This is a genomic window from Chryseobacterium sp. CS2K3, from assembly GCF_059515185.1.
In genome coordinates, this window is sequence record NZ_JCAKRW010000016.1 from 35114 (window position 1) to 58231 (window position 23118).

21 protein-coding genes are annotated in these 23118 nt (G+C 33.0%); all 21 read left to right on the forward strand.

What is annotated here, in order from left to right; genetic code table 11:
• The first annotated feature begins 18 nt into the window (after nucleotides 1-18).
• The 21 genes from AC5YGG_RS19835 to tssD (AC5YGG_RS19935) all read left to right on the forward strand — a co-directional run bounded on the left by AC5YGG_RS19835 (nucleotide 19) and on the right by tssD (AC5YGG_RS19935) (nucleotide 22958).
• Complete coding sequence (locus tag AC5YGG_RS19835) at nucleotides 19-930, forward strand: PKD domain-containing protein (protein ID WP_496146163.1); 912 nt, start codon at nucleotides 19-21, stop codon at nucleotides 928-930.
• A gap of 46 nt (nucleotides 931-976) precedes the next feature.
• Nucleotides 977-3382 (forward strand): type VI secretion system protein TssR domain-containing protein, encoded by a 2406-nt coding sequence (gene tssR / locus AC5YGG_RS19840; RefSeq protein ID WP_496146164.1) that lies wholly within the window; start codon nucleotides 977-979, stop codon nucleotides 3380-3382.
• 400 nt (nucleotides 3383-3782) lie between these two features.
• Nucleotides 3783-4190, forward strand: coding sequence for a type VI secretion system tube protein TssD (tssD, locus tag AC5YGG_RS19845; RefSeq protein ID WP_496146165.1), 408 nt, complete (start codon nucleotides 3783-3785; stop codon nucleotides 4188-4190).
• Between the two features lie 168 nt (nucleotides 4191-4358).
• Nucleotides 4359-6284, forward strand: coding sequence for a type VI secretion system Vgr family protein (locus AC5YGG_RS19850; RefSeq protein WP_496146166.1), 1926 nt, complete (start codon nucleotides 4359-4361; stop codon nucleotides 6282-6284).
• 25 nt (nucleotides 6285-6309) lie between these two features.
• Nucleotides 6310-7608 (forward strand): hypothetical protein, encoded by a 1299-nt coding sequence (locus AC5YGG_RS19855; RefSeq protein ID WP_496146167.1) that lies wholly within the window; start codon nucleotides 6310-6312, stop codon nucleotides 7606-7608.
• Nucleotides 7598-8032 (forward strand): hypothetical protein, encoded by a 435-nt coding sequence (locus AC5YGG_RS19860; protein WP_496146168.1) that lies wholly within the window; start codon nucleotides 7598-7600, stop codon nucleotides 8030-8032. The genes AC5YGG_RS19855 and AC5YGG_RS19860 overlap by 11 nt, the downstream gene beginning before the upstream one ends.
• Nucleotides 8033-8379: 347 nt before the next feature.
• Nucleotides 8380-8805: a hypothetical protein gene (locus AC5YGG_RS19865; RefSeq protein ID WP_496146169.1), complete on the forward strand. Its 426-nt coding sequence runs from the start codon at nucleotides 8380-8382 to the stop codon at nucleotides 8803-8805.
• 60 nt (nucleotides 8806-8865) lie between these two features.
• Nucleotides 8866-9366, forward strand: coding sequence for a hypothetical protein (locus tag AC5YGG_RS19870; RefSeq protein ID WP_496146170.1), 501 nt, complete (start codon nucleotides 8866-8868; stop codon nucleotides 9364-9366).
• Between the two features lie 118 nt (nucleotides 9367-9484).
• On the forward strand, nucleotides 9485-9877 hold the full coding sequence (locus tag AC5YGG_RS19875) for a hypothetical protein (protein ID WP_496146171.1): 393 nt from the start codon (nucleotides 9485-9487) through the stop codon (nucleotides 9875-9877).
• An 842-nt stretch (nucleotides 9878-10719) separates the two neighbouring features.
• Nucleotides 10720-12651, forward strand: a complete 1932-nt coding sequence (locus tag AC5YGG_RS19880) for a type VI secretion system Vgr family protein (RefSeq protein ID WP_496146172.1) — start codon at nucleotides 10720-10722, stop codon at nucleotides 12649-12651.
• Nucleotides 12652-12653: 2 nt separating this feature from the next.
• Nucleotides 12654-14111: a glycoside hydrolase family 19 protein gene (locus AC5YGG_RS19885; protein WP_496146173.1), complete on the forward strand. Its 1458-nt coding sequence runs from the start codon at nucleotides 12654-12656 to the stop codon at nucleotides 14109-14111.
• Nucleotides 14108-14974: a tetratricopeptide repeat protein gene (locus AC5YGG_RS19890; protein ID WP_496146174.1), complete on the forward strand. Its 867-nt coding sequence runs from the start codon at nucleotides 14108-14110 to the stop codon at nucleotides 14972-14974. The genes AC5YGG_RS19885 and AC5YGG_RS19890 overlap by 4 nt, the downstream gene beginning before the upstream one ends.
• A complete protein-coding gene (locus AC5YGG_RS19895) occupies nucleotides 14971-15513 on the forward strand; it encodes a hypothetical protein (RefSeq protein ID WP_496146175.1) in 543 nt (180 codons plus the stop codon). The genes AC5YGG_RS19890 and AC5YGG_RS19895 overlap by 4 nt, the downstream gene beginning before the upstream one ends.
• Nucleotides 15514-15851: 338 nt before the next feature.
• The gene (locus AC5YGG_RS19900) at nucleotides 15852-16373 is read left to right on the forward strand and encodes a hypothetical protein (protein ID WP_496146176.1); all 522 of its coding nucleotides are present in this window, start codon (nucleotides 15852-15854) and stop codon (nucleotides 16371-16373) included.
• A 68-nt stretch (nucleotides 16374-16441) separates the two neighbouring features.
• Complete coding sequence (locus tag AC5YGG_RS19905; RefSeq protein ID WP_496146177.1) at nucleotides 16442-16798, forward strand: hypothetical protein; 357 nt, start codon at nucleotides 16442-16444, stop codon at nucleotides 16796-16798.
• 152 nt (nucleotides 16799-16950) lie between these two features.
• A complete protein-coding gene (locus tag AC5YGG_RS19910; protein WP_496146178.1) occupies nucleotides 16951-17094 on the forward strand; it encodes a hypothetical protein in 144 nt (47 codons plus the stop codon).
• A gap of 48 nt (nucleotides 17095-17142) precedes the next feature.
• Nucleotides 17143-17751 carry a hypothetical protein gene (locus AC5YGG_RS19915; RefSeq protein ID WP_496146179.1) on the forward strand — a complete coding sequence of 203 codons (609 nt, stop codon included), beginning with the start codon at nucleotides 17143-17145 and terminating at the stop codon, nucleotides 17749-17751.
• A gap of 86 nt (nucleotides 17752-17837) precedes the next feature.
• Entirely contained in the window at nucleotides 17838-18509 is a 672-nt protein-coding gene (locus AC5YGG_RS19920) for a hypothetical protein (RefSeq protein WP_496146180.1), read from the forward strand.
• Between the two features lie 266 nt (nucleotides 18510-18775).
• Nucleotides 18776-21271: an ATP-dependent Clp protease ATP-binding subunit gene (locus AC5YGG_RS19925; protein ID WP_496146181.1), complete on the forward strand. Its 2496-nt coding sequence runs from the start codon at nucleotides 18776-18778 to the stop codon at nucleotides 21269-21271.
• 59 nt (nucleotides 21272-21330) lie between these two features.
• Nucleotides 21331-22197, forward strand: coding sequence for a lytic transglycosylase domain-containing protein (locus AC5YGG_RS19930; protein ID WP_496146182.1), 867 nt, complete (start codon nucleotides 21331-21333; stop codon nucleotides 22195-22197).
• A 353-nt stretch (nucleotides 22198-22550) separates the two neighbouring features.
• Complete coding sequence (gene tssD, locus AC5YGG_RS19935) at nucleotides 22551-22958, forward strand: type VI secretion system tube protein TssD (RefSeq protein ID WP_496146183.1); 408 nt, start codon at nucleotides 22551-22553, stop codon at nucleotides 22956-22958.
• Nucleotides 22959-23118 lie beyond the last annotated feature (160 nt).

The window sequence follows — 23118 nt, forward strand, 5'->3', positions numbered from 1 at the left end:
ACATCACAATTATTAACTATGAATTATTTTCAAAAGAACAAAAAGAACATTATTATCGGTGTTATTGCAACATTGCTCATTGCAGCTCTCGTTGCATTATGGCTGCAGAAAAAAGTAATCCATTCTGCTGATGATATTGTAGGGGTAGTTTACCCATCTGCTTTGTCAGTAGGAGATACACTTTTATTTGAAGATAAAACCCAGTTTGCAAAAACCAAAAGATGGAATTTTGGAGACGGGACAACTTCGGATAAAAACAGTGGAATCCACTTCTATAATAAACCGGGATATTACCAGGTAATTTTGATCGTTGATAACAAGTACACCAAGTCTTTCCCAGTAATGGTTTCTGCCAGAAGTATCAAGCAGGCTAAAGACAGTGTGAAATCTAAAACAACAATTGAAGCTCCCGTACAGGCAATGCAGAACGAGAACGTGAATTTCCGCGCTATTTCTGAGGCTTCACAATTTGCATGGAAATTCGGGGAAACAGGAAATACCGATTCCAAAGAAAAATTTGCTATTTATTCGTATAAAAAACCAGGGGATTATCTGGTGACTTTATACACAGAAGAAACGCTGGAGCCTATCTACCACCGTATTAAAATTCTTCCGGCTTATAATTCTTTAGAACAGGAAGCCGTATCTGTTGAAGACTCTTACGCGAAAGTTGATAACGATTTTAAATACCACCTGCAGCAGATTGCTAACGGAAATAGCTTTAACATGCACTACAACTACCTGTTGAAAACTTATCTGTGTAACAATGAAAATACAGTGGTAAAAGTAAATGACAGTAAAGTAAATAATTTTTACATGTATTGCGCAGGTCTTCAGTTTGATAAAAATACTGTAATTCAGACGGTAAAGGTGAATTTAGACGATACACAAAACTGTGTAACCAAAGTAGATATAAACCAAAGCAAATAATACCATCCGGTTTCGGATGCGCCCAATCATAAAAAGATAAAATAGGATGAAAAATAAATTTCCTCTAGCAGCATATTATATAGGATTATCAGTATTATTGGCGAGTTGCCAGGTAAAGCTTCCGTCAAAGAAAACACCAGAACCGTCACAATACGGACAGGTAGATAATTCAACCGTTGTCAACGGATATCCTAAAAAGTCAGTTCCATGGATTGTTATTTCAGACAGATCCAGAAACACGGCTTATTTAGATAAAGATGATGAAAAATCATACAAAGAAGTTAAGTTTCTTGAACCTTTAATGGTTTTAAAACATAGAGACGGAATGGTAAAAGTAGCAGAATATGTTCCTGATGCCTTAATGAAAAAAGTTTCGTCAAAATCCATCAAAACATACGGATGGATTCCTGAATCTGACCTGCTTTTATGGAACAATTCTTTAAAAAGTGAAAGAACAGGATATCCTGTAAGAGTAGCAGTAGTACCTAATAACAGTGAAGTCATCAGAAGCGCTGAAAGATACTATAAAAATGACTCTATCATGGTGTTTAATTCACCGAGTCTTATTGAAGAGGCTAATGTGAAGATCCCTAACGGGCAGATGGTGTATGTTTACAAACAGGCAGAAAATAACAAGAGATTTTTGGTAGGTAAAAAACCTTCTGTTGATATTGATAGTATTGGTAAAAGTCTTTACGGCTGGGTAAGCTCTAATGTGATCTCTACATGGGGAGAACGTTCCGCTGTAAAACTAAAAAATACAACAGGAATCACTGAATCAGAATTGGGAATCCATGAAGGATATCCTGGAGGATCTGCTTCTGATGCTACTAACAAAACAGCGATTCTTCTTACCGAAGTGAACAAAAGAAGACCTTTGGAAAACATTTTCCCGGTAACATTACCTTTAAATGAAGCTCCAACTCCGGATTCAAAAACCAAGTACTTTACCAATATCCTGGATTACAGTAAAAACTTTGTATACAATGTTTTAGGAGAGCCAATCTACTTTGACCGTTATAGAGAAATTACAGAACGTGATAAGAATATCAATATTGTTTTTGCTCTTGATGTAAGTGCAGGAAACGCGCCTTATGCACCAATTGTAAAATCATTATTACAGGATCTACAGCTTAGATTTGAAAAACCGTCTTATTTCAATACAGTGAAATATGGAGTTGTACTTTATAAGAACAACCCTTGTGGGAATAATGTTTCCGTTTCTAACCTGAGCACAGATTACAGTAAAATCACAACATTTATTGATCAGAAAACGAATGAAATGAACTGTGCCAGCAATAATGGTTATCAGCCCGTAGGAGAAGCGCTTTCAGCTGCCGGAAATCTTCTTTCAAACGTTCCTGATGAAACCAATATTGTGGTAACGGTAGGAACTTCTGCCAGCCAGAGTGGAAACATGTACAGTGTCATCAGCTCACTTACACAAGCTCAGGCAAGATTAATTATGTTCCAGACCAGTGCAAGGTCTTCAGATACTTACAATGATTTTGTATTAATGGCAGAAAATGTAGTGACCAACACAGCGAAAAATATTGCCGAACTTAAAAAGCAAAAGATCATCAATCAATATGATGTTCTTACAAAGAATAATTTTAGCTTAATGGAAGGCGATGCAGGATTTTTCTCATTAGCCTATCCAAAGCAGAGTATGTCTCAGGGATTTGTTATTTTCCCTAAAAAAGGAGATGTTACCACTCCTGGATTCCTGAAAAAATCTGTAGATAGCCTTATTGCACAGGTTACATTAGATAATCAGACTGTAGATAAATCACTTAATGATTATTTCCATTCTTCAGTAGGAGCAGGAAGAACAGATGTAGATGTGAAATATAAATATCTGTATCCGGGGCTTACCAATCCGGTTTCTGCAGGCATTGCAGCACAGTTGATCAACTATGGAAACCCATTCCTTGTGAAAGGATATATTCCAAAAGAATTGAAAGATTATACACCGGGAATAGAAAAGGGAATCCTGATTTCTGAGGCTGAATATGACAATCTTAAAGCTTTCTATACAGAAGTATATAAAAATTCAGGAGCTGAAAGAGCAGACTTTAATCAGGCAAAAGCCATTAAGGAATATGTGAAATTGTTGAAGAAATATAATCCAACAATTAAATTCCTGGATAAAGGAGATCTTTATGAGTTACCTATGGCTTATGCAGTAGGAATGAGTACAGGAATAGACCTTACGGATGAAGAAATCATGACGAAGTATAAGCTTAAGGGCTGGAAAAAGTCAAAAGGAGTACCTAATGCAACAGTAAGAACCTATTTCCGTCATTATAAGGATTTAGCAGACAGAATGCTTGCTCATAGAAATGATCCGGCTGTAAAAATTCAGCAGAACGGACAAACATTTTATTGGCTTAACGAATACTTTACGCCAACAATGATTCCAACCGAAGCACCGGAATATACTAAACATTAATTGTTAGTTTTATAATTTAAAAAGCAGGAGTAGAATACTTCTGCTTTTTTTGTTGATAAAGTGAAGAACTCTATTTTTTATGGTATTTAACCTTGATTAGAAACTAGTAAACAGAAGTAGGAAAATTTCGAAATATTAAGCTTAATTAATATGCTATTTCTCTGTTAGGTGTAAAAAAAGTCTTTTATATGATCAGGTATATTGTGTGTAAATGCTTTATAATAAGTAGTTTATGGTAGTTTTGTAAATCAAATATCGTAGAATTACTACAAAAAGTCGTAGAACTACTACAATTTTTCAGATTTGTATTCAAAAGTTTTTTTTAGAAAAAAAGACCTGTTATATTTGTTACACAATCACCGAATCACAAAATATTATTAACGATTAAAATTTACACATCATGGCAGAAAGAAATTCGAGAGGAATCTTAAAATTCAACAACGGAGAAGGACAGAAACTATTAAAGATGAACTATAGTGTATCAAGATCTACAGACGTTTCAGGACGTGTAGCATCAGATCCTTCCAATGCATTAATTAAGGTTACAGTAGAAGCTACTGAAAAATCTGATATTCTTGAAAGCTTACTAAACGGTAAATATAAGCCGACAGTAGGAGAAATTACATTCAACAAGTCTCACGAAGAAGGAACTTTAATTACTTTAAAGTGGAACAATGGGTATGTAATCCAGCACGAAGTAGACTTCGATGCAGTAGATACTAACAGTATGCTAATCAGCTTCGTGGTAAGTGCTGAAACCATCAGCTATGGAGACTCTGAATATGCTGGACTTTGGCCAAATAACTAATAATACACATTATCAACATTCATACGAGAAAAAGACTGTCACAATTAAAGACGGTCTTTTTTGCCTAAAATAAAATTTACACCAAATATTTTTATTTCATATCTTATTGATATGATGATTATTTCGTAAAATATTGCTAATTTTAATACTCATCCAAACACAAAGCATATGAAAACCGAATCCAAACTAAAAGGCGCCTCTTTCCGACCATCACAGAATGCAGACGGGATATCAGAAAATCACCATGCAGGAATCAACCGTTTGGTAAAACTTTCCTTGGTAGTTGAGGGAAAAATTATCAAACATTATAAACATTTTACGCTTAAGCAAAAGGCAAGTCATCACCATGAATTTAGTCTGGTTCTTGCCCATGATGCCCTGAGCGACAGACAAAGTCATACCCTTGAAGAAGCCAACAAATTTTTAGGGAAAAGGCTTACCGTAGTGATTTCCTATAAAGATATTGATAACAGCCCTGAACGAAACTTTGTAGGGGTAATAACCAAAGTAGGATTCAGTCAGGAGAAAATGAGTCTAGGGAATATCGTTCTTTCGGGATACAGTCCGACAATTCTATTAGACGGGGCTCCTCATATTCAGAGTTTTGGAGGCGGACAACCCGTTAATATGGGAATTATCGCCGAAGAAGTAATCAAGCAGGGAATTGATAAAAGCCGCTTTGATATAAGAGTAGATACGAATGACTACTCACAGATTATTTACAGCAGTCAGTATAACGAAACCCACTACAACTACCTTGCAAGAATGGCAGAAGCTTATGGCGAGCAATTCTACTATGATGGCGAAGTTTTACATTTCGGTAAACTTCCCCCACAAAACAAGCCTATAAAACTGATCTATGGCAGTAATGCGAATGATGTGAAGGTAGAACTTAAAGCGGTTCATACCAAGCCTCAATACTATGGCTATAACAGCAGCAGAAATGAAAAGCTGACCTCTGGAGATACACCAATAAAACATTTAGGAGATCTGGCTAAAACCGCTTACAGCCATAACGATAAAATATACAAAACTCCGGCACTTCAGGTGGCACCTATCAAAGCATCTACTCATTTAGATGTAGAACATTCTCAGAGAAGCACTTCCGGGAGTGAAGCTGTAGGAGTCTTTTCTGTTTCCGGCTCTACAACAGTTCCTTTTTTACATCCCGGCTGTGTTGTAGACATTCATATGAGAAAACCTGATAGCAATGAAACGTCTTACTTTACCAAAGTGATGGTAACCGAAGCGGTACATGAAATCGATACCATCGGGCATTATACGGGCAGTTTTGAATCTATAGCTGCTGATACGGGTTATTTACCTAAGCCAGAGTTTACAGAACCTATTGCCCAGCCTCAGATAGCCACGGTAACTGCCAATGCGGATCCAGAAGGACAGGGAAGAGTTCAGGTACGATTCGATTGGCAGCTGAATGATACCACTCATTTTGTACGAGTGATGAGTCCTGATGCTGGAGGAACCGATCAGATTACCCAAAACAGAGGTTACGTAGCAATCCCTGAACTAGGAGATCAGGTAATGGTTAATTTTGTGCATAGTCATCCTGACCGTCCTTTCGTAATGGGAGGAATGTTCCACGGAGGAATCGGTCTTGGAGGTGGAGCAGATAACCGTGTAAAATCTATCCAAACCCGCAGCGGACACCGAATTGTATTTACCGAAGATGAAAGTATTATTATCACGGATAAGAGTGGTAATGAGATTCATTTGGATACCACGGGAAGCAACATTAATATTACAGCACCGGAAACCATGACCCTTAATTGTAAGAATATGAACATCAATGTAGGTGAGAATATGACAACGACGGTAGGAATGAATAAGAGTAATTCAGTGGGAATGAATATTACTGAAACAGCAGGTGGTAATATTGGGCAAAACGCAGTTTTAAACTATAGTTTAAATGCAACAAATATTATGAATATAGCCTCAGATAATTTTACATATGATGCAACAGATATTCATAAAAATGCGTCAGAAGGAATTGAAGTTGCTGCTTCAAAGGATTATATACAAAATAGTGAACAGACTATTCATAATTTATCTGGTGAAAAGGGACATAATGCATAATATTTCAATATAAAAGTATTAAAATATGGCAGCGCAAAAGAAAGGACATATACAAATCTTTGCTAAAAATATACGAGGTACAGCAAATGGGGGTATTTTAGAAGAAAGTAAGTATACTAAAAATATTTCTGGTGGAAGACATATACAGAATGGCTTAGCTGGTGGGATTAATAATGATGTAAATAAAGGAAGACATTCTGTTGAAGTAACAAGAGTGAAAACTATAGAGTGTCTTGATAACTTTGAAGAAGGATCTGCTAATGATGGATCAGATGTCAATAAAAAAGAAGGAATTCTATATGGTAAAACTTATAGATTTAAGGTCAAAGAATATACAAATGGCGAACCAAGAAATCAAAATAGTATCCGATGGGCAATAGAATATATTGACCCTGAAACAGGTAGGAAAACAGAAAATATTTTGACGAATAAAGATTATAGAGGGATTGAGCTAAATGTGAGTTTTACTTCGCATGAGTGTTGTGGAGGAAATTTGGAAGTTAGGGCATATATTGAAAACTCTGAAATGGAAGGGAAATTGCCTGTATTCATGCATAACAGATTTAGATGGTTTGATAGAAAGGTATTAGAAGATCAAGTAGAACAAAGACGGGATAAGCCGTATTTAGCGGATCAAAATGATACCCCGACTTGTGGTATGGCTGCAATTTTATATATATTGGCTAAAAAGGATTTTGAAAAGTATAAAAATTTTGTATTAATGTTACATCGAACAGGAATAGGTATTTGTAATAATTATAAAATTGATGTTGATGAGAGTAAACATTTGCTAGAAATGAATCCAGTTACAAATACAAAATATCCTAGCAATCCAAATAAAATGCCTTATGCGGATTGGATACCATTTTCTTGTATGAGGGATAAGGAAAATGAATTAAAAGATTTTGATGGAGAAAATGATGAAGTTTTCGATGGATCAACCCTGCCTAGAGAGTTAAGTAAACTAATGAGGGATGTATTGAATTTTACATCGGTTATTGACAATACTAATGTTGTATTTACTAAAGGGGCATTACCTTGGGATGGCGAAGATTCTTCTTCAAGAGAGGTTGCAAAGATGCAGGAACTTTATTTGGATGGTTATACCGTATGTATGTTAATTAATGCAAATATGTTATCAAATAAAAAATCTGGAGTATTTACACCTATTGAACATTGGATAGTTTTTGAAGGAGTGATAGGTGGGACAATAACTCCGGATGTTTATGATTTTGAAGTATTTACTTGGGGGGAGATTAGAAAAGTGATAGTTAATCCTTCTGTTTTTAGTACTAACTTTTATGGATACGTTTATGGAAAATAAAAAAGTATTATGTTTATTTTTATTTTTTTTTGCCTGTAAAGAAAAAAATATTGAACAGTGTAACTTAGGTGATACTCCTATGGGAAATTATGTTTTTTTTAAAGGGTTTAATGATAAAATTGGTAAAATTACTTTTGAAAGTTTATCGTCTAAAAATAGATCGTTTTCTTATCAGAACCCTAACTTAGAATATAATGGAGTAAAGGAATTTCGTTTGAAAATAAATACAACTACGATTGATATTCTCCAGAAAGATTGTGTAATTATTATTGATGATAGTTTGAAATTTAAAATTTCTGGAGTAAAGGTGAATAAGGTACAGAGGTCAACAATGTGGAATAAAAAGCTTTTTTGTGAACTAAACGAATATAAATTAAATGACTCTCTTATTGAAAATCACAATGGTATTTCTGTTTACAGGTAGCGTTCAAATATCTGTCTAATGCTCTCTGCGGGTTCAGTTATGATGAGACATGTGAAGTTTTAAAAAAAAGCAGGTACGGGTATTTTTAATTTTGGTTCATATATAGGAAACTATAAACTTTATTCTTATCAAGAATTTTTTACAATTCCTAGCTCATTTCAAAATTTTTTGAATAAAAGGACGGAGGAGAAGAAGGTTTAAAATGTACTTCCTATTTAGCCGGTGCAAGAGATGAAACGCATTGGGAACAAAGATGCCCATGGGATAAGATTTCTACAGAGGCATTGAAATATTTTAAGAAAAATCCGATCAAAAATAGAACCAAAAATTGGGAAGAATTGAAAAATATGGCTTTAGAAGGTATCAATATATATTGGAGCAGAACTGATAAAAAAACATTTAATAAAGGAACAGATATTCATGGAGAAAAATGGGGAATATTTGTTAATGCTATTCAGGATGAGAATGGAATGGCTGCTCCAAAAATTATTTATTTTACAAATGCTAAGAATACAACTTTTAATCGTTCCCATAATTGGGAGTTACATAGAGAGTTATACTATAAAACTGGATACACATATTATTCTGATTGGAAATCTTATAATAAAAATACCATTGTTTACGTAACTAAAGGATGGTTTTATAGTGATCCTAAAGAGAGTGATTTAGATTTTAAAGAAACTTCAGCCCATGAAATAGGGCATCAGCTCTTATTAACTTATGGGGGACGTAGTTATAGTTATACGCATAAAAGTACATCTGGACCTACTTGAATTCAGCAGGATCCTCTGCCAGGTACAAAGTATCCTGAAAATACTGAAGAAATTGATTTAATGAAATATGCTGACGAAGAAATACCGGTAGATTATCATGATAGAGTAGTATTATCTAAGGAGGATTCATTGAGTATAATTTGGCTTAGTAAAATAGAAATTTTGAGTTTATTTTTTATTTTTTCATGTATACTTTCTTGTTCTCATAAAAATGCTGAGAATAATAGAGAAATTGTCAATTATTATAATGGAATCGTACTAGATAAGAATAGTATAACTGCATTGCCGAATGTGTCAGTTAAATGTTCCCTAAATAATAATGTTATTAAAACTGTTTTAACTGACAAAAGAGGACATTTTAAAATTTCAGATTCATCCTTGAATACACTTAATATACAAGAGCAAAGAAAATTAATTTTCTACAAAGAGGGATATGTTTCTGATACAATCTACACTACTCAGCGTATTCCACAATATAGACAGACAAAAAATCTAAACAGCAATCATTTTATATACAAAATTCCAGATACTCTTTATTTGCAGAAAATCAAATTTGAATAAGTACTAAATATTGCTTGCAACTTGCTATTTAATTAACTAATACTAAAGTTAAGGTGTTTATAAATAGTATTCTCCATGTAATTGTTATATTATGATAATTTTAATTTTTAACAAGTAAATGATAGTAAGCTTTAAAACATATTTATTATTCATTACAGGTATTATATTTCTTAATATAACAAATTTTTCTTGCTCAAAAAATAGAGTTTATCGAAAACCTGTTGTTGGAATAGTAAGAAATACTGATAATAAACCTTTGTCAAATGTCCATATTTATTATGATTCTTTAGATGTTCTAAGTCCAAGAAATATTACCAGTGGAAGCAATGGTCAATTTATTTTTCCTAAAATTGAAGTAGAAGATTCACAGGAGTCAAAAAGAAAAATTCAGAAATTAAATCAGTTTATTTTTTTCAGAAAGGATGGGTATAAAATTAAGAAATATGATATATCAAAATTTAACGATTCTGATACAATTAGATTAGGTATTATCCAGCTAGAATCATTTTAACCTTATGGAAAAAATAGTAAGAATTGAATATTGTAGATCACTATAATAAAAAAATGATATACGCTTTGAACCTAAATCTGAAATAATTACGGGTCCTTTTTTCTGTTGTAAAGTATGATGGGTTTGTAAATTAAAGAATATGAAATTACTAAAGTTGTTCATTATGGTTTTATTTCTAATAGGTTGCAAGCAGCATTACTATGAAGGATACGTACATGATGCGATTGATAAAAAACCAATATCCGGAATGCAGGTTTTGGATTTAGTAAATGAGACTAAGACAGTAACAGATCATAGAGGGTATTTTAGTTACTTAAAAATAATCATATTTCTTCCACTTTAATTTTTCAAAAGAAACCCGATTATCAGGATACTATATCTTCGATCCAAATTCAAAATGGTGAACAACAAAAAGAATTATTCAAAGGAGAAAAAATATTTATACTGAAAAACAAAGTGAGAGATTCTATTCTTAGAAAAAACTAAAAGGTCAGTCTGAATCTCCACTATCAGAGACTCTGTACTCTTATCAATCTAATGAAATAATTGCTAATATTAATAAATATAGATTTTCAACTAGTTTAACAAAAGGTAAAGTGGATTATAAAATAGATGCAAACACAGGTGAAATTCTGGGTGTTAATTATCGAGCAGATAACAGACCATAATCTTTAATTATCTTAAAAATCAACTCTAGAATTAAAATTTTATTTCAAAAAGACTGTTTCTGTTGAAATCAGTCTTTTTTTATTTGAATTTAATGATTTTAAGTTTTATTGTGTTGATATTGTGTGTTTTGTGGAATATTTCTATTTTTAGACTTAAGCAAAAACACAAAGCATATGAAAACCGAATCCAAACTAAAAGGCACCTCTTTCCGACCATCACAGAATGCAGACGGGATATCAGAAAATCACCATGCAGGAATCAACCGTTTGGTAAAACTTTCCTTGGTAGTTGAGGGAAAAATTATCAAACATTATAAACATTTTACGCTTAAGCAAAAGGCAAGTCATCACCATGAATTTAGTCTGGTTCTTGCCCATGATGCCCTTAGCGACAGACAAAGTCACACCCTTGAAGAAGCCAACAAATTTTTAGGGAAACGACTTACCGTGGTGATTTCCTATAAAGATATCGATAACAGTCCTGAACGAAACTTTGTAGGGGTAATAACCAAAGTAGGATTCAGTCAGGAGAAAATGAGTCTAGGGAATATCGTTCTTTCCGGATACAGCCCGACAATTCTATTAGACGGGGCTCCTCATATTCAGAGTTTTGGAGGCGGACAACCCGTTAATATGGGAATTATCGCCGAAGAAGTAATCAAGCAGGGAATCGATAAAAGCCGCTTTGATATAAGAGTAGATACGAATGACTACTCACAGATTATTTACAGCAGTCAGTATAACGAAACCCACTATAACTACCTTGCAAGAATGGCAGAAGCTTATGGCGAGCAATTTTACTATGATGGCGAAGTCTTACATTTCGGTAAACTTCCCCCTCAAAACAAGCCTATAAAACTGATCTATGGCAGTAATGCGAATGATGTGAAGGTAGAACTTAAAGCGGTTCATACCAAGCCTCAATACTATGGCTATAACAGCAGCAGAAATGAAAAGCTGACCTCTGGAGATACACCAATAAAACATTTAGGAGATCTGGCTAAAACCGCTTACAGCCATAACGATAAAATATACAAAACTCCGGCACTTCAGGTGGCACCTATCAAAGCATCTACTCATTTAGATGTAGAACATTCTCAGAGAAGCACTTCCGGGAGTGAAGCGGTGGGAGTCTTTTCTGTTTCCGGCTCTACAACAGTTCCTTTTTTACATCCTGGCTGTGTTGTAGACATTCATATGAGAAAACCTGATAGCAATGAAACGTCTTACTTTACCAAAGTGATGGTAACCGAAGCCGTCCATGAAATCGATACCATCGGGCATTATACGGGCAGTTTTGAATCTATAGCGGCAGATACAGGTTATTTACCTAAGCCTGAATTTACAGAACCTATTGCCCAGCCTCAAATAGCCACGGTAACTGCCAATGCGGATCCAGAAGGACAGGGAAGAGTTCAGGTACGATTTGATTGGCAGCTGAATGATACCACTCATTTTGTACGAGTGATGAGTCCTGATGCTGGAGGAACCGATCAGATCACTCAAAATAGAGGTTATGTAGCAATCCCTGAAGTGGGAGATCAGGTAATGGTTAATTTTGTACACAGTCATCCGGATCGTCCTTTCGTAATGGGAGGAATGTTTCATGGAGGAATCGGTCTTGGAGGTGGTGTAAATAACCATATGAGATCCATCCAGACAAAAAGTGGGATCAAAGTGCTAATGAATGATGATGAAAAAAGTGTGACAATCATTGATCCAAGTGGAAATACTTATTTTATGGACGGAAACGGGAATATTTCAGTGACTGCTCCAAATGATATTACGTTTACAGCAGGGAAAAATATGAACATCAATGTAGGTGAGAATATGACGACCACAGTGGGAATGAATAAATCTGATAGTATTGGTTTAAATAATACAGAAAATGTAGGCGCTATGAAACTTACTTCAGTCATTGGAGATGCGAGCACAATGATTACAGGAAAGCTTACTGAATATGTTAAAGGAAATATAGAGTCTCATACTGAAAAAGTAAGGCAGGTTCATTCTAAAGAGCTTGAAATGAATAGTCAGCAGAATATAAAGCTGAATTCTTCTTCAGAACTCTATGCGCAAAGTGGAGAAAAATCAAAAAATCATTAAACATGAAAATTGTAATTTGTGATGGAAAAATCACTTATACAAGTGATGAGGATCTGGTTATCCATTCTTTTGATGGTAATATATGTTTTAGTTCTGGAGATCTTACAGCATGGAATGCAAATAATACAATCTATAAGGATTATGAAAAAATGCTCCTTTCCAATGCTTTAGCTGAAGTAATAGAAGTAGGGTTTGCCAAACAGGAAATTAAAGAAAGTACAGCTGATAAAACCAAAAAGGTAATGGCTTTACCAATTTCTAATAGTTTTTCAATAGGTGAACGTGTATTTTTGAAAGTAAAAACAGTTGGTTTAGTCGGAAAGAAACTTAAGGTAGAAGTAAGGCAGGCTATTGAAAAGCAACTAACAGATAAAGATCAAAAGGTAGAAGCTTTAAGTGTGGCAGAAATGACCGTGGGCAAAATAGCCCAAAGTGAAGATTCTAAAAATAAATATGATATCTCTAATCTTCGTGCTCTGGAAAATATAGCCATGAAAGAAATGACTTTAGAAGCTAAAACTGATGCTGAAAAAAGAAATTGGAAAGAGATTTTAACAAAAACAAGAGATAAAAAGATTAAACTTTATTTTCATGTCGAAGTCTTAGATGCAGATGGAGAAGTGAAGTATGATGGAGATGATGCCAATGATGCTAAGAATTTTTCGTATCAGAAACTGTTTGAGTTGACACAAGGAGGAAATAATTGTAATTTAGATTTTACATATGATCAGCTAGATAAAATATGGCCTGAAGCATCAACAGAAAGGAAACAAAATATTGTAAACGAACTTAATAAGACATATGTTGTAAATGGAGAACCAAAGAAACTATATGATATATTCGAATTAAATACATGCTTAAAGAGATCTCATTTTTTTGCTCAAGCATTTGTAGAGAGTGGTATTAAACTTTCAGGGGCGTATAATGGTGAAGATATATATTATACAATTGAAAAATTAAGATCAGGATATCCTTTTCTTACATTCAAAACTAATCCTGATAATTATAAAGCAGCTGGAGTACTAGGAGGGATAAAGGATGGTAAAAAATGGAAAAAGATACCGGACAAAAAAGGTATTGCAAATATTGCATATGCTGATAAAAATAGACAAGTAGGTTATAAACTTGGAAATATTTATGAAGGGGATGGATGGAAGTTTAGAGGAAGAGGCTTGATGCAAATAACCGGCAGATCAAATTATAAAGAAATCCAAAAGGAAATTGATAAACATTTACCTAACTCAGGGATTGATTTATCATTAGGTAAAGATGCTTTTTCTGCTAAAGAAGCTGTTTTTGCAGGTCTTGGAGACTGGGTATTTAGAGGAGCTGATAAATTAGCTGATAAAGGTAGTAATCCAGAACATGTTAATAGTATAACAGCAAAAATTAATGTTTCAACTAAATCATACAAAGAACGTAGAGATGCTTTTTTGATTACTAAAGAAATTTTTAAATGAGAAAAGAAATAATAATTTTCTTTATGCTATGTTTTATTACATATCATAATTATGTTTTGGCACAGAACATAGATTCATTTATTCCTAAAGGTTTTGAGGTGAATTTAAAATATGAAAATGATTTTAATAATGATAAAGCTAAAGATGTTTTATTGATTTTAAATTCTGTAAAAGAAAATGAACTATTAGTAAATAATACAGATTCAATATCTAAAAGAAGATTAATTGTTCTTTTAGGAGATAAAAGACAATTATACAGTAAAATAGTTGATAAAGATAATGTTGTTCCATGCAAAGAATGTGGAGGCAAGTGTGATAATTTGTATTCAGATTTATCATTTTCAAATGAAATATTAAGTTATACTACTTGTAATTTTTCTTTAGAATCTTCATCCTACACTATTTCATCTTTTAAGCTGGGTTTGAGAAAGAATACAGATTTTAAACTCTTAGAATACATTGAAAAATATTATCAAAATTCTGAAGATGAATACCCTGAGATTATAGAATTAAATGAAAGAGATTTTACTGATGAAAAATTTGATTTTTATAAATTTAATTTTGCCCAAAATACATGGATTAATAAGCTAGTTATTTCTGAAAATAATGTACGACAACTCAATGATTTTGCTTTTGGTCTTTATAAGAAAAAAGAATATAGCACTTCTATAATTTTTTTTGAAACAATTCTTCAAAAATTCCCTACACGAATAGTGACCTATCTTAATCTAGCAGATGCTTATTGGGCAGTAAGAAACCAAAAACTGGCAAAAGAAAATTACCAAAAATATGTTGATCTAATGAAATCACATAAGAAAGACATTAAGAAAATTCCTCAGTATATATGGGCAAGAATAAAATGAAAAATGTATTAATAAAAAATAGTATATTATTTATTTTGTTCTTTTTGAGTATAAATTTATTTTCTCAGTCTTATGAAGATCTAAAGAAAGATACTGCGAATTTTTTTTCTTTAAAAGTTAATCTAAATAAAGATAAGGTTTTAGATGAGGTTTTCAGTAGTAAACGATATATGAGAGATCGGTTGTTTTTCTTTATCAACAAAAAGAAAGTACTGGAAACAAGAAATTTTTCTGAAGATGGTGGTTTTGTTATTAGCAGGATTCTTCCAATGAAAAAGGATGCTGTAATAAAAATAGAAACGTCTTTTCCAGATAGAGGTGATTCGGGCGCTGTTCATTATATTGATTTCAAAAATAATAAATGGATATTGACAAAAACAATGTATTATGTGAATTATTGGGATAAAAGAGCAATAGAATGTAAATGCTGGGTAGTGCAAAATATTTCCCTGAAAAAACTTGCAGATTCTGATATTAATATAAAAGAGTTCCCAGCAGAAAAGGAAAGAAAGAAAAAATGTGTTTTTACATATCCGTAAGGTGATTGTAAGCTGTATTATAGCTATGGAGTATTTGTTAATTTTTTTATTTGGAATTGTTTATGACAAAAAATATAAATCACAATAGTATAGGGAAATATTTTCTGATAGTTCGAGTTTATGTAGTCCACAAATAGAAATAGATATATTAAAGTAAAAAACAATTATTGTTTTCCATTAAAAATAAAACTAAACAAGTGTTAGATAATAATCAACATACTATAATTCTAAATGATTTTGTATACTATATAAAAAAGATACTTTAATAATGCAGAATTATGGAAATTCAATGAATAATTACTTCAATATTAAAAACTGTAAAGCAAAGTATTTGATTTATGATGACTGGAAATACCACTAAGAATTTTTTAATAAAAAGTAACCTTATTATTTTAATACTTATGTTTTCTATTTTCTATTCGCAGGAAAAGAAATTAGATTCAATTATTATAAGCTCTGGAAAGTATTATGTATACATTAGAGAGAAAAATGATACAATAAATAGAATTGTAGAGGTGTATAATAACAAAAACATTTTATTATCTGTGAATAAAAATATTATTCCTTGTAGAAATTGTGGGGGAATAAATGGGGATCCATATATTTCTCTTGAGAAGGGTAAAGATTCTGAGTTCATCATTAATATGGATAACAATCTGATTACATTTAGAATAACACAAAATAAAGTTTTATTGATTCAAAGCAAGTTTTCTAATAAAGTTGAAACTAAAAAGACTAGTGGGAGTGTAAAAGTTAAAAATATTATTTTTTCTCCTAAAAACAAGCGATATATTTATTTAGAAGACTATTCTCAAGAAAATTTAGAAAAGCAATATCAAAAGAGAACTTATTTTAAATAGAATAGTGTGCGGAGAAGTTTCTTTATAATTTTGATTTCATTTATACTAGCTTCAATGGTTGCTTAATTATGAAAAAAGTACTTTTAATAACATTAACGATTACATTATTTAACTGTAAAAATATGGAGCAAAAACTAATGTATAATACTAGTGATTTTTCAAAATTCGAAGAAAAATCAACTCTAAAATGTGAAGATGCAATAAAAATATATGAAGCAAATTTTCAAAACAAATTTAATGTCAATGTTAATATACTGAAAGATCAGAATTTTAGAAAAAATTATGATAGAGTTATTTATGTGACTGATAACAATTATAATATTGGGTTTGCTAGTTTAAATGACAAAAGAGGAATTGAAAGTGTTCCGTTGAAATATTTAGCAAAAATTAATTCGGAAACAGGAGAAATTTCAGCTATAAAGTAAAATAGGATGTAAAATTATTAAAATAATAATGAATTTAGGGAAAGTGAAAAATCGATCAGAAATTATCAAGAAAAAGATTGAATGGTAATGGATAAGATACAAAAGACATTAAATGAATTTTCTGAGCAGGAACTTGCCTTTTCTACGAAAGCATGATTAATTTAGGTTTACTTGAGGAAAAGAAAATAGAATATCTCCAAGATGGTGGCAAAGTAAAAATATATAATGTGGTTTCCCATCTTCTTAATGAGATTATTAAAAAATTCCCTGCTCAGGTAGTTGCTTATCTTATCTAGCAGATAACTATTGGATGATGGAAAATTATTAAAGTAATAAAAAGAACCATGAAAAAACCAACCCCATACTTTATTATATTTTTTCTTTTAATGAAAACAGGTTTATATTCGCAAAAACCGGTTCAGAAAGATCATTATACATTCCTGGTACAAACAGAAGAAGGAGATTTAAATAAGGATAAGTATGATGATAGAATAGTCTTAGCAATGGATCTGGAGGATGAAACCAGACCGTTAAGATTACAGATATTCCTCACGCAACCTGATCATAAACTTAAGTTGGCAGTTTCTTCAACAAAATTAATTGAAAGTGAATACCCTAAAGATAAAAAAGGACAACATAACGGAAACACTATTCCGGATTTTATTATTGAAGATGGTAACTTAAAAATGCTCACCGATATTAATAGCCGGAAAAGCATATATGAATTCCGATATAAACAGAATAATTTTGAACTGATAAAAATTTCACGGGTGATCTGGGATGGAAAAAATACCACATCTGAAACGGAAATTGATCTTTTAACAAAAACCAAAGTAGAATTTGATCAGGAGCTGGGGTCGGATAAAATTCTAAATAGAAGGAAGAAAAACATTAAAATCGATATATTGCCAAAAATTCAGGATTTAAGTTTTTTAGATTTAGAAAAATATTAAGGAAATAATTTTGTATTTGTAGTCGAAATAATAATTTCTATAATTTTCTTATCTTGAAAAGCTTTAAAACAATAACCTGAACATCAATGAACACCATTACAATTCACCTAAAATACTTTTCAAAACTCTCAGGCATATTTATCATTAGTTTATTTAAGATCTATGCAATAGGAATTCTATCCACCCTTATTACTTTTACGCTGGGAATATATATTCTTGCAGAGAGCTTAGGAGCCTCCTTGGGACATAGCGGAGCTTTGGCATTTCTGATAGCAACAGTGATGGCAAAACCTTTATCAGCCGGACTTTTTTACCTTTTAATGATCGCAGCACCATTTTGTATTGCTATATTTTCTACCAAATATGGCATGTCAAAGATTATTAGCAGATTGGTTCAGGACCATTCAAAAACGATATTAATTCCATTTATTGATAAAATTGTTGAAAAATTTAAAAATAATCAGCCCGTGGTTGTACGGAATAGTGCAGATTATGCTTTAGCAAAAACCAGATTGCTTAATGAATTTAAAAACAATTCGGAAAATAAAATATTGAAACGCATTCTAAGCTATGCTTTAAATAAAGTGAAATTTGATGAATTGAATCTGGGCGATGAAAATACAAACTTTGATGATATCATTAAGACAACACTTATTGAAAAACTGCAAGAGCTGGCAGAGCCGTCTGCAATGTTATTTTATATTTATATCGGACTTCAATGGTTGAGTCTTATTTTAATGTACTTTTTGAATATCTAAGATAAAAAGATGCTTCTACAGTAAGATTTTGGAGATTTTACCCATTTTTGGAAACGCCTGTATCAATAAAAAAAGTGCGTTATTACTTCTCTAATTGAAGAATTACCTATCTTTATCTCGTTTAGAATAAAATATTTAATTTTAGCAAAATAAAAAACAACTTTTGACTTCTTGAACACCAAAGGAGAAAAGCCACATTTCAATCAGTTGATCTGAAAGAAAAATTAAAACAGAACGCAAATATATTAATATAAGAAAAATTATAAATGGGAGTACTAGTAACCAACGAAACAGTAAAACAGCTATTTCATATTGCTCAGTCGATAGCGAGGGAAAACTATAACGGAACCTATGGCGGACCACATATTTTACAGGCATTAATGCACAAAGATATTGGTCTTAACGAGTTTTTAAAAAGCATAGATAAAGATCCCGGCTATTTCTACGAATGGGCAGATGTTCGTATTGAAGAATATCCAAAAACCAGCCATCTTCCCGATGAGGTAGGTCAGGATGAAGCGGTAGATACTCTTATAGAAGAAGCAGACGATATCCGTTTAAAACTAGGATTGGATGAGATCACTCCAATCTGTATCCTTACAGCCATTGTGAAACCTCAGGTTGTATTTTCACTTCAACAATTGAAATCTCTTCCATTAAGAGAACACGATATTTTTAATTTATACAGAAAAGACACTCCTTTCACCGTATCAGAAAACGGAGACTTTGCCTCTTTATTTTCCAATGGATCAGAATTCTCAGATTCATCCCTTCCGTCTATTAAAAGCTATTGTGTAGACAGAACAGCACAGGCAAGAAACGGAAACCTTGAAAATATTATCGGTAGAGACAAAGAACTGAGAATGCTAGTCGAAATTCTTTGTCGTAGAAGCAAACCCAATGTAATTATCATCGGAGAACCGGGAGTAGGAAAAACCGCTTTAGTAGAAGGATTTGCTATTGAAATTACAAAAGGAAATGTTCCTGATATGCTGAAAAACGGTACCCTTTTAGAACTGGATACCGGAGCTTTACTGGCAGGAACTTCTTACAAAGGAGAAATTGAAGACCGTCTGAAAAAAGTAATCAATGAATGTAAGAAAATCGAAAAAGCAATACTTTTCATTGACGAAATCCACACTCTTTTAGACCCAAAAGGAAGTATAGGAAATGTTGCCAACCTTTTAAAACCGGAATTGGCAAGAGGAGAGATCACTGTAATCGGAGCAACTACTCAGGAAGAATACAGAAAAATCATCGAGCCGGAACAGGCTTTCAACCGTCGTTTTGAGGTTTTAACCGTAAATGAACCGGACGAAAAAACCTGCGTGAAAATGATTGACGTTCTTTTAGAAGGCTATAAAAAACACCACGGCATCGAAGTAGAAAAAACAGCCCTTCCGGAATGTGTTCGCTTAGCAAAAAGATATGCAAAAGGTAAAAAATTGCCAGATGCAGCAATCGATTTGTTAGACAGAACAATGGCAGCAATTAAAATGCTTGACGAACTTTCAGAAAAAGAACTGGAAAGCTGGAAAACAAGCTATGATGAAATCTTACAAGAAGAATATCTTGATAATAAAGACAAAGCAGATGAACTGATCTGGACTTATAATTTATTAAGAGACAAAATAAGCCCTATTTTATGGGGTTCATTAAGTGAGCAGCCTGCAATAGATAATTCTATGCCGGTAGATCAGATCCAGAAGATTATTGAAGATACTTATGCTGAACTTTTACAGCATGCTGCGAAAAAAAGAGAAAAAGTAGACCGCCTGGAGCTGGCTGCGGTGATGGCTGCCAAAACCAATATTCCAATTGGAAAAATTCAGGCTCAGGAAAAAGAAAAGCTCCTGAATATGGAATCTCTTTTATTAAACAGAGTAGTAGGGCAGGATCATGCACTGAAAATCCTTTCCGATGCTATTGTTGAAAACCGAAGCGGATTAAATAAACCGGGACAGCCTATTGGATCATTCTTCCTTTTAGGACCTACCGGAACCGGAAAAACAGAGCTTGCAAAATCAATGGCAGAATTACTTTTCAATGATGAAAAAGCAATGGTTCGTTTTGATATGTCGGAATTTAAAGAAGAACATTCAGCAGCATTATTATATGGGGCGCCTCCGGGATACGTAGGGTACGAAGAAGGAGGGATGTTGGTGAATAAGATCAGACAGCAGCCTTATACCGTTGTTTTATTTGATGAAATTGAAAAAGCTCACCATTCCGTTTTTGATGTATTCCTTCAGATTATGGATGAAGGTAAAGTACATGATAAATTAGGAAAAGAAGGAGATTTCAGTAACGCTTTAATCCTGTTTACATCCAATATCGGAAGTGAAGAAATTGTAAAACAGTTTGAAGAAGGAAAAATACCGGAATCATCATCACTGATGCAAATTATGTCTAATTCAGGAAGATTCAGACCGGAGTTCTTAGCAAGAATTACAGAAATTATTCCTTTTGCACCAATCACGGAATCTATCGCGGAAAGAATCTTTAACATCCAGCTAAAATCACTTCATACTTCATTGACAAGACTAGGAATTGCCTTAAAAATAAGTGATGATGCAGTAAGAAATCTTGCATTGGGCGGGTTCAGCAGTAAATATGGAGCCAGACAAATCTCCGGTGTGATACGTGCACAGCTTGCGAGACCAATTTCCAAAATGATCGTAAGAGAAGAAGTGAAATCCGGGCAGACCATTCATGTAGATTGGAACAAAGAAGAGGAAAAATTAAGCTGGAAAGTAGATTAATTGAGAAATAAAATAGCAGAAAGGCAGATTTGTCTTTCTGCTTTATAAATACATTTAAGATGAAAACGATAATCAGGAATATCTTTACAGGTGTCATGTTGTTGGGAACTACTGTTTTTGTAAACGGACAGTTTCTTGCTGCTTCCGATACTTCAGAAACCAGCGTAAAAAAATATCAGGGGATCATTAATTCAAATAAAGATCTTGTTGAATTTATTGAGCAGTTACTATTACAGAAAGGACTTCCGAAACATTTGAGAAATCTGGCTCTGATTGAATCTCATTTTAACAGAAATATTACTTCAAGCGCCGGAGCAGTAGGGATCTGGCAGCTTATGACAGCACATGCAAATCAGTACGGACTTTCAGAACAAAACCGTACAGATATTTATAAAAGTACAAAAACTGCCGTTGTTTCATTAGCTAACCTTTATAAGAAGTACAACAATTGGGTAACTGTAGTAGCCGCCTACAACTGTGGAGAAGGAAATATTGCCAAAGCAATGCAGACAGCCGGATCTTCACACTATCACGAGTTTTCTAAATATCTTCCGGGAGAAACAATTAATCATGTAAAGAAATACCTGAATGCGTGCTATGCAACAGGAGAACTTGAAAGTGTATTGACTAATTATAACTCCTCAAGACTTAATAAAGTTTTCTTTGAAGGCGGAAACAGAAAAGTAATGGATACTTCCCTTTCAGAAACTGAAATTAATGCAGGATTCAGTCTGAACGTAATTGCTGATGAACTGAATGTAGAGGTTGACAAAATTCTTGCCTGGAACCCCGGAATTGTACAGGAATTACAGCAAAAAGGAGAAAGTACATTCTATCTTCCTACCGATTTAATGCCCGATTTCCTTTTAAGAAAAACTAAAATCCTTTCAAGATCAATAAAAGAAGGAAGTGGAGTTCAGCAATAAATTTAATTTTTGCTTAAAAATAAAGAAAGCCGCAGTTATTGACGGCTTTTTTTGTGTTTTTTCACGATTTGTTAAAGCATGCTAAATTGTCTTAAAGAGATCTTAATATTTCTCCGGTATGTGGGAAAGTAACCTTTTTATCAATGCTTTACAAATGTTTTGAAAGTGTTTGTTTTAGGCTGTTTAAGTAGAGTTATTATATCCAATGTCGTAGAATTACTACAAAAAGTCGTAGAACTACTACAATTTTTCACATTTATAGTTAAAAGTTTTTTTTAGAAAAAAAGAGCCTCTATATTTGCTACACAATCACTGAATCACAAAATATTATTAACGAGTAAAATTTACAAATCATGGCGGAAAGAAATTCGAGAGGAATTTTAAAATTCAACAACGGAGAAGGACAAAAATTATTAAAGCTTAACTATAGCGTATCAAGATCTACAGACGTTTCAGGACGTGTAGCATCAGATCCTTCTAACGCATTAATCAAAATTACAGTAGAAGCTACAGAAAAATCAGATATTCTTGAAAGTTTATTGAACGGTAAATATAAGCCTACAGTAGGTGAAGTTATTTTCAACAAATCTCACGAAGAAGGAACTTTGATCACTTTAAAGTGGAACAATGGATATGTAATCCAGCACGAAGTAGACTTCGATGCAGTAGATACTAACAGTATGCTGATCAGTTTCGTAGTAAGTGCTGAAACCATTGATTATGGTATTTCTCAGTACGCTGGACTGTGGCCAGGTAATTAAGCCTATTCATCATCTTAGTAAAAATAAAATTGGTACAGAACAGTGCGCTCGTAAGAGTATGCTGTTCTGTTTTTCCATTATAGGGAGTGCTGAATTTCAGGGTGATTTTCCCATGAAAAGTTGATATCTCAACTCTATTTTTTGATTCTGTTAGGTGCTG